Origin of the sequence: Ktedonosporobacter rubrisoli (assembly GCF_004208415.1) — a bacterium.
Taxonomy (GTDB): domain Bacteria; phylum Chloroflexota; class Ktedonobacteria; order Ktedonobacterales; family Ktedonobacteraceae; genus Ktedonosporobacter; species Ktedonosporobacter rubrisoli.
In genome coordinates, this window is record NZ_CP035758.1 from 7,786,372 (window position 1) to 7,802,036 (window position 15,665).

Consider the following 15,665-nt stretch of genomic DNA (forward strand, 5'->3'; position numbering starts at 1 on the left):
GACGAGAGGGCAATGAAAGGATTGGAGATGAAAAAAGTGAAGCAGGAGCCTGAAGCTCGCCGATGGTGGACCCTGGTGGTCATTCTCGCGGCAACTTTCATGGCGATCCTCGATAATAATATTGTCAATGTGGCTATTCCCTCGATTCAGCAGGCATTGCGGGCCGACTTTGCGCAAATTGAGGCAGTGATTGCAGGGTATGCCCTTGCATATGCAGTGATGTTGGTGACTGGCGGGCGATTAGGCGACCTGTATGGACGAAAACGGCTCTTTCAGACAGGGATGCTTGGTTTCACGCTCGCTTCGCTGCTGTGTGGCCTGTCCCCTACAGCCTTCGTGCTGATTGCAGCCCGCCTGCTCCAGGGACTTGCAGCCTCGCTGATGGTCCCGCAAGTGCTGGCACTGATTCAGGTCAACTTTGTCGCCAGAGAGCGAGGCATCGCCTTTGGTTTCTATGGGGCTACCTTTGGGCTAGCCTCCATCGCTGGGCAGATCGTCGGAGGCTTTCTCATCAGTAGCAATGCGTTTGGACTCGGTTGGCGCACGGTGTTTCTCATCAATGTGCCCATCGGGCTGCTGACCATGCTTGCAGCGTTTCCACTCCTTCGCGAGTCAACTGCTGATACGGCCCGTCGCTTAGATCTGCCTGGCGTGGGACTGTTGACAGCAGGATTGTTGCTGCTCGTCTATCCGCTGGTCGAGGGACGCAATGTCGGATGGCCCTCGTGGACCTTCATCAGCATGGTTCTTGCTGTTGGCGTCCTGGCGCTCTTTCTGCTGTATGAACAGCGCGTTTCGCGCAGCGGAGGTGAACCGCTTGTACCGCTCTCGCTGTTTAGAGAGCGCGTATTTAACCTGGGAATGGTCACGCTGCTCGTCTTCTATAGCGGCTTATCGTCCTTCTTCTTCGTCTTGTCGTTGTATCTCCAGATCGGACTTGGTTTCTCGCCCCTGGCAGCAGGGTGGACTTTTGTGCCGTTAAGCCTGAGTTTTGCCATCAGCTCGCTGGCGAGTCCGCGCCTGATTCCGAGGCTTGGAGCCTGGGTTGTACGTGGCGGGACGATCATCATGATCACAGGGGACCTATGGACCCTGCTCGTTGTCCAACAGGCAGAGATGGCTGTACATGCGCAGCCATTGTTGTTGCCGTTCCTTGTCATGGGGATCGGCGAAGGAATGGTCCTTGCGCCGCTGCTCCCGATGATCTTGGGCAGTATTCACACCCAACACGCTGGAGCGGCTTCTGGCGTGCTCACCACGACCATGCAAATCGCTGGTGTCCTCGGCGTGGCAGTTATTGGCCTCCTGTTCTTTGGCGTTCTCGGCCAGAGACTCCCAGCACAGCCTCTCCAGCTTGCACAGACCTATGGGCATGCATTTGTGATCTCGCTGGAAGCGATTATTCTTCTGGCGGGTATGACCTTGATCTGTATCATTGTGCTTTCCTCCGCGAAACGAGCGGGAAAAAGTGAACCAGTAAGAACATCGTCTTCAAAGACGGCAGTGTGAAGATTGCTCCCGGAGAAATGAGCTTTTTTGACGAGAAGATACTGTCAGGCCAAGAGGGCTCCTTGCTGAACAAGCGCGCGAGCCCTTCAGGGATAGCTATAGGCCGAACTTCCAAGCCAGGGTAGCGGGCCTGTGGGACCGCTATGCTTCGGAAGCCAGGTTTAGGCGATCAGTTGCCTGGGTCATTGCTCCTGCATTGAGCAGCAAGGTGATGGCCGTAACCAGGACCCAGAGCGCTTGCAGGCTGAGCACGATGATGGTGAGCAGAGGAGTTGTGAAAAGGCCGATGAAGCCGGCCAGGACAAAGGCAACTCCCAGAGCGAAGGCCACATAGCCGAAGGCCAGCGGTAGGAGGCGCGAGCTAATCAGGATCGTGCCAAGAGAAAGGAAGATAACCGGCGCCGGCACGATCGCATAGACGTAGGTAAACATCGACATAGCGTCAAAGGCTGCCAGCGAGGAAGTTGGATGCCCACTGAGCGCGGCCTGCGCGAGAGCGATCGTGAAGACTCCCTCAACCAGGACCACAGCGAGGAGAACTGTAGAGCCAACGATAGTGAGTAGACCGGCCAGGCTGCTTACGCGCCCGGCTCGCTGGACAAGGGCAAGAAAGAAGATAACCGAAAAGAGTGAGCCGGTGGCCTGCAGCCAGGTGCCCATAAACCAGAGGTTACGATAGGCTTTCCCCAGGTTTACCACCTGAGCGACAGTAGTATCGGGCGGCAGTTGGGCCAGACCAACGCTAAAGCCGATGCCAAAGTAAAGACCGAGCAGGATTGTGCCAAGGATACCGCAGAGTGCAATCAGGATACGAGCTAGTCGTGCAGACATCATTTGTCACCTTTCGCTCAAGAAAAACAACTACCTGAGATGCAGATTATAAGCCCACATTCTTACTTTACTCATCATTTTACCATATCTGACGGAATTATATAGAAGATTTGCTTAATGTCAGAGCTTTCCCTGTGTGGTTTTGTGCTGCTGGCGGCGAAGGGAAGGGAAAAATTTGAGGGCTCGCGCCCCCAAGCCCCTTGGTTAAGGGCCAAATCCGCTAAATCGCAGCGCCCTCTTAACAATCCCGTTTTGGAGAACTAGAAAACCCTATTGATGTCAGAGCTTTCCCGTTGTGGTTTTTATGCTGCTGGCGGCGAAGAGGCGGGAAATGTAGGGGAGATTAAAACCAATCCCTGCGGCCTGGAATGCGTGCTTTTGAGTCAAAATCACCCTTCCCTCTGAACATCCAGAGAGGATAGAAGCACGCGGAGTGAAATTTTGCCAGTACATTGACATAACAAGTGAATTCATACGATTCTATAAGGAATAAATGAATACTGGCAAATTGCTATCAAGCTCGATACTCAAGAATACCACTCCATGCTATAATAGGATGTCACAATTATCTTTCCCAACCAAGACGAAATTTTCGCAACACCTTGCACATTAGGAGGAAGCCACTATGGCTGTGCCAACAGTGCAACGCAAGGCCGCTGGAGAACACCCTCCAGAGCCAAAATTGCAGGTCTTGATGCGTAAGCTCAGCGCATCTTTGGGTCGCCCGCTCTTCGCAGTAATTCTGGCAATGATCGCAGGTGGCATTGTCATTATGATCACGTCAGGCGGCTCAATCGTCGACCGCTTCGATGCAGCACTTAACGCATACCAATCGCTGTATATGGGATCGTTTGGCGATCCACAGGGCCTTTCTTTTACGCTGGTTAAAGTGGGGCCGCTTATCTTTACTGGAATATCTGTAGCCATTGCCTTTCGGGCCGGCCTCTTTAACATTGGAGCAGAGGGTCAGCTGGCCGTGGGAGCAATGACTGCCGGCATCATCGCGCTCAAGGCTCCGCACTGGCCGGGCTGGGTGCTCATCCCGCTCATGCTGATTGCGAGCATGCTGGTCGGGGCTATTTGGGGTGGCATTGTGGGTGCGCTCAAAGCCTGGCGAGGTGCTCATGAGGTCGTAACGACGATCATGCTTAACTGGATCGCCTTTTACGTAACCGATTATCTTATCGATGGACCGTTTAAAGCCCCTAATCAAGCTACGCAGACATCTTCGATCCCTGCCCAGGCCACGCTACCGCGCTTATCTACGCTTTATAACGAAACCCTGGGCCTCTTTTTACCAAAAATTGATCCCTATGCATATACTGTAGATGTAACTATTCTCATTGCTCTGCTTGCTCTGGTGGTCTACTGGTTTATCACTTCGCGCACGACCTTTGGCTATGAGATCCGTGTGCTTGGCCAGAATCCCAAGGCCGCAAAATATGCGGGCATCCACATTAACCGCAACCTGTTCCTGGCCATGGCCCTGGCTGGTGCCTTCTCCGGCCTGGCGGGTGCCACCCGCTTAATGGGTCAGTCTCCCTATAACCTGATTGGTGCAACCTTCAGCATTGACACGACTGGCTTCGACGCCATTGGTGTTGCCCTGTTGGGGCATACGACCTCTATTGGCATTCTACTCGGTGGCCTGCTCTTTGGCGGTCTGCGTCAGGGTGGAAGTTTTATGCAGTTGAACGCCAATGTGCCCGGCGACCTGGTGTATATTATCCAGGCCCTTGTGCTCTTTAGTATCGCCTCAGAATTTTTGCCGGCGATCAGGCGTGGTCTGCGCCGCGTTTTTCGGATTGGCAATAAAGTGACAGAGACCCCGGTGCTGGTGACCAGGACTGGTGCGACTCTGGTTGAGATGTCGGCGCTGGAGAGCGAGGACATTCAGAATGAAGACAGCGATAGTGTCACGCCAGCCGCTTCGCGTGAACATAGCGCTGATCGGGTAGAGGAGGAATGACCGTGTTCTTGCAGATATTCTTGCGTGTGCTGTCCTCTAGCGATCTATGGGCGGCAACCCTGCAATTTGGGGCTCTGCTCTTGCTTCCGGCGCTGGGAGGGCTTATCTCGGAGCGCAGTGGCGTCATCAACATTGCCATGGAAGGTATGATGCTCACGGGAGCCTATGCCGGCGTGATGACGGCCAGGGCTACCAATAGCGTGATCGGTGGAGTGATTGGAGCCATTGTGGCTGGCGCGCTCATTGCGCTTGTCCATGCGATCGTCTCGATTAATTTTAAGGCCGATCAGATTGTGAGCGGGATTGCGATAAATATCGCGGCGCTTGGCCTTACTAACTTTCTTTTGCCGATCCAGACCGGTGGTCAGGGCGTGCCATCTTTAGGCAATGCCTTGCGTTTGCCCAATGTATCGTGGGGGCCGCTCTCCCATATCCCCTTCCTGGGTCCTGTGTTTTTTCAGCAGAACATCATCTTCTATGTGGCCATACTAATTTTGCTTGGTATCCAGCTTCTGCTTTTCCGCACTAATATTGGCCTGCGCATTCGGGCCGTGGGCGAGCATCCACAGGCCGCCGATACTGCCGGGGTAAACGTGCGCCTGGTACGCTATTGCTGTGTGCTGGCCGGCGGTGCGCTCTCCGGTCTCTCCGGGGCCTTCCTCTCGCTGGGCATTGCCGGCATCTTCAACTCTAATATGACCGCAGGCACAGGCTTTATCGCCCTGGCCGCGATGGTCTTCGGAAAATACCTTCCCTGGTGGACGGCAGCAGCGTGTATTGTCTTTGGGCTTGGCGAGGCGCTGAGTGTGCGCCTGCAGGACACGGGGATTAGCCCGAATTTGTTGAGTACGCTGCCCTACATCCTGACCTTAATCGCCCTGGTTGGCATTGTGGGTCGCACTGTGGCCCCGGCCGCCGATGGCATTCCCTACGAGCCAGGATCAGAGTAAAGAGGATATCGCGATATGCAAGAAAGTACAGTTGTTAAGCCCCAGGAAGAGAGCTCCCCGCCTCTTGCCGTTGAAATGCGAGATATAACCAAGGCCTGGCCTGGCGTAATTGCCGATGATCACGTTAATCTCGCTGTGCGCAAGGGGGAGATTCATGCTCTAGTTGGCGAGAATGGGGCAGGCAAATCAACCCTGATGAATATTCTCTATGGCCTGCTGCGCCCCGATAGTGGCGAGATTTTTATCAATGGCCAGAAGGTGGCGATTAACGGGCCGCGCGATGCCATCCGCCTGGGTATCGGTATGGTGCACCAGCACTTTATGCTCATTCCTGTTCTGACTGTCGCTGAGAACATTATTCTTGGCCGCGAGCCCGGCGGCATGGTTGGAGCGCTGAATCTCAAAAAGGCCCGCACCGACATTCAGGAATTGAGCCGACAATATGGCTTGCCGATCAATCCCGATACTCTCGTCAAGGATCTTTCGGTCGGCCTGCAGCAGCGCGTAGAGATCCTGAAGGTGCTGGCGCGCGGCGCCGATATTCTGATTATGGATGAGCCGACTGGCGTGCTGACTCCGCAGGAGACCGACGAGCTCTTCGGAGTTCTGCGCGAACTTGTCAAGCGCGGCAAGACGATAATCTTTATCACGCATAAGCTGCGCGAAGTTCTGGAACTTACCGATAATATTACAGTTTTGCGCCGTGGCAAAAATGCCGGTACGCTGGTGACGCGCGAGACGAATCAGGCCGAGATCGCGCGCCTGATGGTTGGGCGCGAGGTCCTCTTGCGCGTAAACAAGACGCCGGCCAAACCTGGACCCGTGGTCCTGCACATAGAGGACGTCCATGCGCAATCTGATATCGGCCTTGAAGTGCTGCACGGCGTTAGCCTTGATGTGCATGCCGGCGAAATTCTTGGGATTGCCGGCGTCGAGGGCAATGGACAGACCGAGCTGGTCGAGGTGCTGTCGGGAATACGTAAGACGACAACTGGTAAGATTACGCTCACCCCGACGAAAGATGGTGGGCAGAGCCAGACCTATAACCTGACGACGATGGATGCGCGCAAGGTGCGCCAGATGGGACTTGCCCATATTCCCGAGGATCGGCGCGGCAGCGGGCTGGTTCTTGCCAATACGATTGAGGATAATTCGATTCTTGGCCAACAGCGCTGGCCACAGTTTTCCTGGAACCGCCTTGTCTTGCTCTGGCGCAATATCGCGAGCTGGGCCAGAAGGCTTGTTGCCGATTTTGATGTGCGCACTCCCTCTATCGAGGTGCCGGTGCAGGCGCTCTCCGGCGGGAATCAGCAAAAGGTAATCATCGCGCGCGAGCTGGCCAGCAATCCCGATGCGCTGATTGCGGCCCAGCCTACACGCGGCGTTGATATCGGCGCTATCGAGTTCATCCATCGCCGCCTGATCGAGCAGCGCGACGCCGGGAAGGCTGTTCTGCTGATCTCGGCGGAACTTGAAGAGATTCGTTCACTTTCCGATCGTATCGCCGTGATGTACGAGGGGAAGGTTGTGGATATTGTGGGCGCGGATGCCAGCGAGGAAGAATTGGGCATCTTGATGACCGGCGGCCATCTGGAGCATCCCGAGGCTCAGCAATCCTGAGCCGCAGTTGCGCGTCATCCCGAAAAATGTTTGCGCAGGGGTTCGAGAGGCAAGTCTCTGGCTGAGGGCCAGAGCTACGTTGCGATTGTGCTGACGTGCTCTGTTCTCTTCGCCCCGAGCGTGCCCTTACAAGTGGCACGCCACATGAGGGATGACGCTGACTTTTATCTTAGTTTACGATAGTTTTTCGAGGCGGGCAAAGTCAAGACTCAGGCGCTTTTTGCCGATTCTGCCCTGAAAGAGGACCTCGACGAACTCGGTGCCCGCTTCCATCTCGCTTTTCAGGATCAGACCATCGCCGAACTTATCGTGGCGTACCTTATCGCCAGGTTTATACTGCTGGGCTTTGGATCTGGGAGCCTCGGGCTTGCCGCGCTGGATCGAAGGTGGGACCGGGGGCGGCAGCTTGGAGCGCAGCTGCGAAGAAAAAGAGGGAGCCGACTTATAGCCGGGCCCGCTCTTCTGGGGCGTGCCGCTACCAAACACGCGCCCGCCATCCTCCTCATAGACATCCTGATTGTAATCGTCATCCCAGCTGTCCCGGCGCTGCTTGCTCTTTGCGGCGCTGGCAGCCTGTCCGGCCACACCAGAAGTGGAAATGAGATGCTGGGGGATATCGTCAAGGAAGCGCGAGGGCTCGGTATACTGCGTATCGCCAAAGAGCGAGCGCCGGCGCGCGCGGACCAGGTAGAGGCGCTGCATAGCTCGCGTAAAGCCTACATAAGCCAGGCGGCGTTCTTCCTCTAATTGTTCGGGCTGGCTCACTGAGCGCGAGTGGGGCAGCGAGCCCTCATCCATGCCAACGATAAAGACCACAGGAAATTCCAGGCCCTTGGCGGCATGCAGCGTGATGAGGGTAACTGCATCGCTATTCTCTTCGTGAGCCAGGGTACCATCTTCGCTGGTCTGTGCGGTATCCGCACCGCCGACCAGGGCCACATTCTCTAGAAACAGTTCGAGGGCTACGCGCGTATCGATCTCGGAATAGTCCTCGGCCACACGGCGCAATTCCAGCACGTTGCCCCAGCGGTCCAGCTCCTCTTCGGGGTTGGTGCGCAATTCCGGGCCGTAGCCAGTGCGCTCGGCGATCCGGTTCAGCAGCTCGGGCAGGTTGAGTTCATCGAGGGCCGAGGTCAAATCTTCCATCATTTCGGCGAAGGTGGCAAGGGCATTTTTGGCAGCTTTGCCCAGTGTTGGATGCTGAGAGATGGACTGAATAGCTGTATAGAGCGAGATGCGTTGCTGCCTGGCCCACTGCTGCAATTCGCCAACTGTGCGCGGACCAATCTTGCGATTTGGCACGTTAACGATGCGCTGCAGGCTCAGGTCATCGTGAGGATTGGCCAGCAAACGCATATAGGCCAGCATGTCTTTAATTTCTTTGCGCTCATAGAACTTGCGGCTGCCGATCACTTTATAGGGGATGTTAAGGCGCAAGAATTGTTCTTCCAGGGCACGCGATTGCGCATTGGTGCGATACATCACTGCCACCTCGCCACGGCTGTCGATCTCGCCGCGTGCCAGCAGACGGATGACCTCGTGGGCAGTAAAGAGCCCTTCCTGCTCCTCGTTATAGGCCTCGTGGACGATGACCTTCTCACCGCTCCCCTGAGCCGTCCAGAGCTTCTTATCCTTACGATAGCGATTCTGGCGTACAATGCCCTGGGCAGCGTCGAGAATCGTCTGTGTCGAGCGGTAGTTCTGTTCAAGCAGGATAACGCGCGTCTCGGGAAAATCGTTCTCAAAGCGAATGACGTTCTCGGCGCTGGCGCCGCGCCAGGTATAGATCATCTGGTCGTCATCGCCCACGACACAGACATTGCCAAGGCCCGTGGGTCGCTCTGACGTGCCGTAACCCAGCAGGCGAATCAATTTATATTGGGGTAGGTTGCAGTCCTGAAACTCATCGACGTGGACGTATTGCCAGCGCTGCTGATAGCGCTTGAGCACTTCAGGCTCGCGTCGCCACAACTGCTCGGTGAGCATAAGTAGATCGTCAAAATCGACGGCGTTATTGCTGCGCAAGCGGCGCTGATAGACTTTATAGACGCGGGCCGCGACCTCCTCGATGTATTTGGAAGCCTGCTCAGCCATCTGTTCGGGAACCAGCAGTTCATTTTTGGCGCGCGAGATATAGGCCTGCATAACGGGCGGGCGGTACTGCTTCTCATCAAGGTCCAGCTCTTTGACGGCCTGCTTGACCAGGCTTGCCTGATCGTCGGTGTCGAAGATCACGAAAGAGCGGTCGAGGCCCAGGGGAGCAAGATAGTCAGCTTCCATACGTAAGACGCGTGCGCAGATGGCGTGGAAGGTGCCAATGTTCATCTCTTTGGAAGCGCTCACGCCCACAAGCTTTTCCAGGCGCTCGCGCATCTCGCGGGCCGCCTTGTTGGTGAAGGTCACGGCGAGAATGCGCCAGGGATAGATATGCTCGCGCTGGACAAGATAGGCGATGCGATGGGTGATGACGCGGGTCTTCCCGCTGCCTGGACCGGCCAGGATCAGGACGGGTCCTTGAGTAGAGGTGACGGCCTCGCGCTGTGGTTCGTTTAATCCTGCTAACAAATCTTGCTCCAACATCATCACTTCCTTAAATCACGTGCCCTCCCACGGCCAGGGGTGGCGCCGCTGGCCAGGAGATCGCGGCTGAACTCAACTTCTTTATAGTAGCCCATCGTGGGGATGAAAAGACGAAAGAAATCTTTTAGTTTAAATAAGCTGTTAACTTTTTTATCGAGGCTATTGTACCACAGCAGGACGCGCGAGGATAGCGCAGCCGGAATTTATGGTACCAGAGCAAAGCAAGGCATCGATCTATCCAGAGGTCTGTGTGCCAGCTTGCCAGCCTGGACTTGCGAAGTAAAGCTGGGTGAAACACTGTGAGTAGGTTTGCTATACCTATGGGATGGGCAACGAGATAAACAGAAGCCAGGAAAGGCTCTCCAGGTCCATTCAAAGCTCGCTCTTTTTTCTCGCGAGGAACCAGTCACAGCTGAGCCTGGTGAAAGCAAGAGAAGCGAGAAGGATGTCCTCAAGCCGCATGAGGGGTTCCATCTCGTGGTACATCCCGTGTGACCAGGGCTACCGCAAAACCACAAGAATTTCCTAGTCGGTCTCTCTTCAGCGTGCTACACTGGAGTCATCCAGCGTGGGTAGGGACGGGACAAACAGAGGAACATGGTCGCCTCTTTGCCAATTTCGTGAAACAGGAGACGGGGCTTGCTGAGCATCAGAAAAACGCGTCTCGTCTTTTCCCAGTTGTCCTCCTGACAAGATTTTCAAGGAGGGATAAGAACAAGGTGGAACTGAAGAAATTTCATCTCGTTGCGCATCCCGTTGGCTATACATTACAGGTGGTGATACACTGAAAACTCTACAGGTGATAACGTTATGTCTATCTACTCTTAACGAAGAGGAGCAACGCTATGGAAGAAAGCAGACCTCTTGATGTCGCCCAGCAACTAACTTCGACCGGTGATATGGACCCCGAGGACCTGCGTCGCTACGGTCACCAGATTGTCGACTGGATCGCCGATTATCTCAAGAATAGCCGCCAATATCCCGTATTATCCCAGATTACGCCAGGCTCGATTCGCCTGGCTTTGCCCGCCAAGCCGCCAGAACAGCCCGAGCCTATGGAGCAGATCCTTGCCGACTTTGAGCAAACGCTTATGCCTGGCCTTACGCACTGGAATGTGCCAGGTTTTATGGCCTATTTCGCGATTACTTCCTCTGGCCCTGGCATCCTTGGCGAGATGCTCAGCAGCGCCTTGAATGTCAATGCGATGCTCTGGCGCACCTCGCCGGCGGCGACCGAGCTTGAGCAGGTGGCCCTCGATTGGCTGCGCCAGATGTTGGGTCTGCCCAAACCGCTTTTTGGTGTCATTAACGATACTGCCTCAACCGGCGTGCTCTATGCCCTGGCCGCCGCACGGGAAGCTATTCCTGATCTGGCGATCCGTCAGAAAGGCATGGCCGGACGACCCGAGCTGCCCCGCCTGCGCTGCTATACTTCGGAGCAGGCTCATTCATCCGTTGAGAAGGCAATCATCACGCTGGGGATCGGTCAGGAGGGCCTGCGCAAGATTCCGACCGATAGCGAGTTTCGTATGGACGTCGCTGCGCTTGAGCGCGCGATTGAGGAAGATCTGGCCGCCGGCTGGCGACCCTTTGCCGTGGTTCCTACGATAGGCACAACTTCTACCACCAGCATCGATCCGGTGCCAGCGGTGGCCGATATCTGCGAGCGCTACGGGCTTTGGCTGCACGTCGATGCCTCCTATGCCGGCTCGGCGGCCGTCAATCCTGATTTGCACTGGATTCTTGCCGGCTGCGAGCGCGCGGATTCGCTGATCGTGAATCCGCATAAATGGCTGTTTGTGCCCATCGACTGCAGCGTGCTCTATACGCGCAAGCCGGATGTGGTCAAGGCGGCCTTTAGCCTGATCCCGGAATATCTGCGCAACGCGGAAAGTCAGGGCGACGAGGTGCCAAACCTTATGGATTATGGCAATGCTCTGGGACGTCGCTTCCGTTCGCTTAAGCTGTGGATGGTTTTGCGCTACTTTGGTCAGGAGGGCCTGGCTGCGCGCATTCGGGAACATCTGCGTCTGGCCCAGCTCGTTGTGAAGTGGGTAAAGGAAACGCCGGGCTTCGAACTGCTGGCCCCCACGCCTTTCAGTACTGTCTGTTTCCGCGTGCATCCCCAGGGTCTTGACGATGAGGCTAAGCTTGATGCGCTAAATGAACGCGTCATGAACCGCGTTAACGAGGCAGGACACTTTTTCCTCTCGCACACCAAGTTGCACGATAAGTATACGATTCGTATCGCCATCGGGAATCTGCACACGAACGAGCAGGATATACGCGCTTTGTGGGCCGAGCTGCAGAACTATGCGCAGAGCGAGCTCAAGGTCATTACCTCGGCTTAAGGGATAATGGAGCTGGATGCTAGACGGGAAGCAGCTACAGCCTGCTTGGAAGGTAGGAACTCTCTCACTGACTTTCTTCAGCAGTTTGTATGTAGGCTGGCTTTTGTAAGGTATTGTCTCTATCTAGTTCGGACCATTCCTGACTAGTTATGACCTATCAGGTCTGCATTGCGCTAAGAAGCAAAGAAGGCTGGGCATTTTTGTGAGCTCAGCCTTCTGCTGTAGGTTCGTATTCCCAATTTTAATCCAGGCTAATGAGTACTTTGCCGAAGGGCTGGGCCTCCTGATAGTAGCTGTAGGCGGCCCGGGCCTCCGCGAAGGGGAACACGCGATCAATGACCGGTCTCATTTTGTTAGCTGTGATGGCCTGATTCATGGCCAGGAATTGCGCGCGGCTGCCCAAGGCGATGCTGCGCAACATGACCAGCCCACCCATAAGCGCGCCATGCAGATCGTTATCTGGCGAGGCTGGAGCATTCGAGGTGAAGGCAATCGAAGCTACCTCACCAGCCACGCACGTCGCCTTGATCGACTGCACAATGGTGGCCGGTCCGCCAACCTCAATGACATGCTCGACGCCCTTGCCTTCGGTCAGTTCGCGTACCGCAAGATGCCACTCGGGCGTTGTGCGATAGTTGATTACGGCATCGGCGCCCAGAGCTTTGAGGCGCGTGGCCTTCTGCGCGCTGGATGTGGTAGCGATGACGCGCGCCCCAAAGAGTTTGGCGAACTGCAAGGCAAAGAGCGAGACGCCGCCCGAACCCAGCGTAAGTACGGTCTGGCCGGCGCTCAGTCCCTGGCCACCGGTGAGCGCATTCCAGGCCGTGACGGCGGCACAGGGCAGGGTTGCGGCCTCCTCGAAGGAAAGATGTTCCGGAATGGGTATGACGCCCTCTTCGGGTAAGATGGCATATTCAGTCAACATGCCATCCATAAAGCTGCCAAGCTGGCTGGCCACCTCGCGCGAATAGGGGCCATCCTGCCAGTAAGGGAAGACGACGCTGGCCACGCGCTGGCCCTCCCTGACGCGCGTGACGCCCTCGCCAAGGGCAACGACAGTGCCCGCACCATCGCATACCGGAACCACATCCGGTCGAATGGGTAGAGGATAGCGCCCCTGCATAAGGATCGACAGTTCACGAAAATTGAGCGAGCAAGCCCGCACCTGGACCAGTACTTCGCGCCGGCCCGGCTTTGGCATGTCGTGTTCCCGCAACACAAGCCCGTCAAGGCCGGCTCCTGGATGGATATGATAACTCTTCATGAAAGCTTCTTTCTTTACTTAGCAAGGCAATTTGATTAGAGTAAGACGCCCACGGGAGTCTGCGCGGCAGCTCTCACTTCAGGCTTATGCTGGCTGAGGGCAAATACAGCTCCCTGCGGGTCGCGCAAGGTAGCACTTCGCCCAAAGGGGCTATTTCTGGCCGGCAATAGCACCTGTGCACCGAGCTCAATAGCGCGCGCAACGCTGGCGTCTGTGTCAGCAACTGCAAAGTAGATCCGCCAGTATGGCTCGGCTTCCCATGCGGAGCCAGGGCTTGGGGCGAGCATGCCGGCGATACCGCGTCCGCCATTAAAGAAGTAGGTGAACGTAAAGCCGCCACCCATATCTTGCGCACGGGGTTCCCAGTTGAAAACCTGCGTGTAGAAACGCTGGCCCTCCTCAAGCTGGCGTGTAGTCAGCTGGTTGAAGGTGAGCGAGACCGGCTGATTGAACATCTGCGCCGTTGCGTAGTCGCTGGATTGCCAGAGGCCGAATATGGCCCCTGCGGAATCGCGTAGAAGCGCTGCTCTGGTCTGAGCCGAGATAGCTGTCTCCAGCAGCAGGGAGCCGCCAGCGCTCTGGATCCGTTGCAGGCTGCGTGTGATGTCCTGCGTCGAGATATAGCTAAGCCACTGCGCGGATGGCAGCTCCGCCGGGAGCGCGCGCAGGCCAGCGACGATCTTGCCTTCAGAGGTATACAGCCGGTAGTCGCCGTCAGGCTCGGTTTGGCTTTCCGCCCAGCCGAACAGATTACTATAGAAAGCGCTGGATGCCTCGATATCGGGCGAGAGCAGATCAACCCAGATGGGCGTGCCGAGGGGATAGTGAATCATAAATGTACTCCTTTTGCCTCCCTGTTCGGGCAATATAGGCTAGCTTCTCTTGCTTGATAGAGCGGCACTTCTTTTGTGGCCCTCTTTGATATTCTTGATTGTAGGCTGATAAGCTGATAGAATCGTTCCTAATTGGAGAGGCCTTTTGTACAGGAGCAAGAAAAATGGTCTATCGTCCCACGGCCCGCGTGCTCACAGTTTTAGAGTTGTTGCAGGCGCATGGCCGCATGACTGGTGCGCAGTTGGCGCGCCGGTTAGAGGTAGATATTCGCACTGTACGTAATTATGTGCAGACCTTGCAGGATATGGGGATTCCTGTAGAAGCCGAGCGCGGCCGCTATGGGGCCTATCGCTTGCGCCCGAGCTACAAACTGCCACCACTGATCTTTAGCGAGGATGAGTCTCTGGCCCTGACCCTGGCCTTGCTTGTTGCTCGTCAGTCCGAACTGGCAACAATGGTCCCGGCCTTTGCTGGCGTCCAGGCCAAGGTTGAGCGCGTGCTTCCCCAGGAAACGCGCTTACGTATTCAGGCCGTAGAGCAGACCGTGGCCCTTGAGAATCTACCGCCACGGGCCCCGCTCTCGGGCCCAACCATCTTGCTACTCAGTTCGGCTATTCAGCGAGGGCGACGCGTTCTCCTGCATTATCGCTCTGCACGCCAAGATATAACGGAACGGGCCTTTGATCCATATGGGATCGCTCATCACAAGGGATTCTGGTATACCATCGGCTACTGCCACTTGCGGCGCGGGCAACGTCTCTTCCGCGTGGATCGCATCGTGAAGATTGAGATGAGCAACGAGACCTTTTCCCCCAGCCCAATTTTCCGGCCCTTGCAGCGGTACAACAGGCTCTGGCCTTGGTTCCCCGCGCCTGGCAGGTCGAGGTATGGCTGGAGACCACGCTTGCCGAGGCCCAGCGCCAGACGAGGTTTCCCCGAGCCTTCTTTACTGAGGACGAGGGCGGCGTGCTCTTGCGCATGGATGTTGAGGATTTACCCTGGATGGTTCAGGCCCTGGCCGGCCTTGACTTTCCTTTTGTTATCAAGCAGCCGCCCGAATTGTGTGCAGTTCTGAGCCAGCATGCCCAGGCTCTACTAGACTATGCCCGGCGTAGTGAGCGGGTCGGTACTAGCAACTCAGCTGTGCAGCAGAAAGAGGGCAGCGAGCCGGAATTGTAGTAAGCGTGCCTTTGCCTGCTACTCTCGACTTTAAAAAGGCACACACGTGCTTCACGCTCTGGAGCCCATCAATCCCGGTTCTTCCCAGGATAACTGAGGCTCTTGACAATGCTTCACTCAGGGGATATCCTATAAACGTGACGTTAACGTAATGTTTTTTCTTGAGGTTGAAATGATGGATGAGCGCATGCGCATTGGTGATCTGAGTGAGCGTGCGGGCGTAACGCCGCGTACTGTGCGCTATTACGAGAGTCTTAGATTGCTGCCGCCCGCTGAGCGTGAAGGCCACGGCCAGCATTACTATACTGAGGAGACGCTGGCCCGCTTGCGCAAAATAGATCAGTTAAAGCAGCTTGGGCTCAGCCTTGAAGAGATACGTGACGTCATCGATCTCTATTTCAGTGACCCCAGTGGCGTACAGCCGAAGCAAAGGGTGCTAGCCATCCTGCGCCAGCACATGGTCGAGACTGAGCAGAAGATTGGCGCGCTCGAAGCATTCAGGGCTGATTTACAATCCCATATCCGGCGCTTTGAGCGCTGGCTTGAGGAGAGAGAGCATCTATAGTTTTTTTACCCTG

At 56.0% G+C, this 15,665-nt stretch carries 11 protein-coding genes and 1 pseudogene; 8 read left to right on the forward strand and 4 right to left on the reverse strand.

The features are described from left to right. The first annotated feature begins 27 nt into the window (after nucleotides 1–27). Nucleotides 28–1,509, forward strand: a complete 1,482-nt coding sequence (locus EPA93_RS33895) for an MFS transporter (RefSeq protein ID WP_165423576.1) — start codon at nucleotides 28–30, stop codon at nucleotides 1,507–1,509. Nucleotides 1,510–1,650: 141 nt separating this feature from the next. On the opposite strand, the gene EPA93_RS33900 is transcribed toward EPA93_RS33895, so the two are convergent. Beyond that, nucleotides 1,651–2,343: a hypothetical protein gene (locus EPA93_RS33900; protein ID WP_129891762.1), complete on the reverse strand. Its 693-nt coding sequence runs from the start codon at nucleotides 2,341–2,343 to the stop codon at nucleotides 1,651–1,653. Nucleotides 2,344–2,965: 622 nt separating this feature from the next. Between EPA93_RS33900 and EPA93_RS33905 the strand changes: the two genes are divergently transcribed. The 3 genes from EPA93_RS33905 to EPA93_RS33915 are packed head-to-tail and all read left to right on the forward strand — an operon-like array spanning nucleotide 2,966 to nucleotide 6,879. After that, the gene (locus EPA93_RS33905) at nucleotides 2,966–4,309 is read left to right on the forward strand and encodes an ABC transporter permease (protein ID WP_129891763.1); all 1,344 of its coding nucleotides are present in this window, start codon (nucleotides 2,966–2,968) and stop codon (nucleotides 4,307–4,309) included. A 2-nt stretch (nucleotides 4,310–4,311) separates the two neighbouring features. Continuing rightward, nucleotides 4,312–5,259 (forward strand): ABC transporter permease, encoded by a 948-nt coding sequence (locus EPA93_RS33910; RefSeq protein ID WP_242527196.1) that lies wholly within the window; start codon nucleotides 4,312–4,314, stop codon nucleotides 5,257–5,259. A gap of 15 nt (nucleotides 5,260–5,274) precedes the next feature. Beyond that, a complete protein-coding gene (locus tag EPA93_RS33915) occupies nucleotides 5,275–6,879 on the forward strand; it encodes an ABC transporter ATP-binding protein (RefSeq protein ID WP_129891765.1) in 1,605 nt (534 codons plus the stop codon). A 174-nt stretch (nucleotides 6,880–7,053) separates the two neighbouring features. Here EPA93_RS33915 and EPA93_RS33920 read toward each other — a convergent pair whose 3' ends face one another. After that, nucleotides 7,054–9,462, reverse strand: a complete 2,409-nt coding sequence (locus EPA93_RS33920; RefSeq protein ID WP_129891766.1) for an ATP-dependent helicase — start codon at nucleotides 9,460–9,462, stop codon at nucleotides 7,054–7,056. 842 nt (nucleotides 9,463–10,304) lie between these two features. Between EPA93_RS33920 and EPA93_RS33925 the strand changes: the two genes are divergently transcribed. After that, nucleotides 10,305–11,810 carry a pyridoxal phosphate-dependent decarboxylase family protein gene (locus EPA93_RS33925; RefSeq protein ID WP_129891767.1) on the forward strand — a complete coding sequence of 502 codons (1,506 nt, stop codon included), beginning with the start codon at nucleotides 10,305–10,307 and terminating at the stop codon, nucleotides 11,808–11,810. A 241-nt stretch (nucleotides 11,811–12,051) separates the two neighbouring features. Here the strand turns inward: EPA93_RS33925 and EPA93_RS33930 are convergent, their stop codons facing one another. Together EPA93_RS33930 and EPA93_RS33935 are read right to left on the reverse strand one after the other, a co-directional pair. Continuing rightward, complete coding sequence (locus EPA93_RS33930) at nucleotides 12,052–13,074, reverse strand: zinc-dependent alcohol dehydrogenase family protein (protein WP_129891768.1); 1,023 nt, start codon at nucleotides 13,072–13,074, stop codon at nucleotides 12,052–12,054. Between the two features lie 35 nt (nucleotides 13,075–13,109). Next, nucleotides 13,110–13,907 carry a VOC family protein gene (locus tag EPA93_RS33935; protein WP_129891769.1) on the reverse strand — a complete coding sequence of 266 codons (798 nt, stop codon included), beginning with the start codon at nucleotides 13,905–13,907 and terminating at the stop codon, nucleotides 13,110–13,112. Nucleotides 13,908–14,134: 227 nt separating this feature from the next. On the opposite strand from EPA93_RS33935, the pseudogene EPA93_RS51340 reads away from it, so the two are divergent. The 3 genes and pseudogenes from EPA93_RS51340 to EPA93_RS33945 form a co-directional block, all read left to right on the forward strand. Then, a pseudogene (locus tag EPA93_RS51340) lies at nucleotides 14,135–14,641 on the forward strand (helix-turn-helix transcriptional regulator); the annotation flags it as partial. Nucleotides 14,642–14,766: 125 nt separating this feature from the next. Beyond that, on the forward strand, nucleotides 14,767–15,087 hold the full coding sequence (locus EPA93_RS51345) for a WCX domain-containing protein (RefSeq protein ID WP_277988686.1): 321 nt from the start codon (nucleotides 14,767–14,769) through the stop codon (nucleotides 15,085–15,087). A gap of 151 nt (nucleotides 15,088–15,238) precedes the next feature. Continuing rightward, nucleotides 15,239–15,652, forward strand: coding sequence for a MerR family transcriptional regulator (locus EPA93_RS33945; RefSeq protein ID WP_242527197.1), 414 nt, complete (start codon nucleotides 15,239–15,241; stop codon nucleotides 15,650–15,652). Nucleotides 15,653–15,665 lie beyond the last annotated feature (13 nt).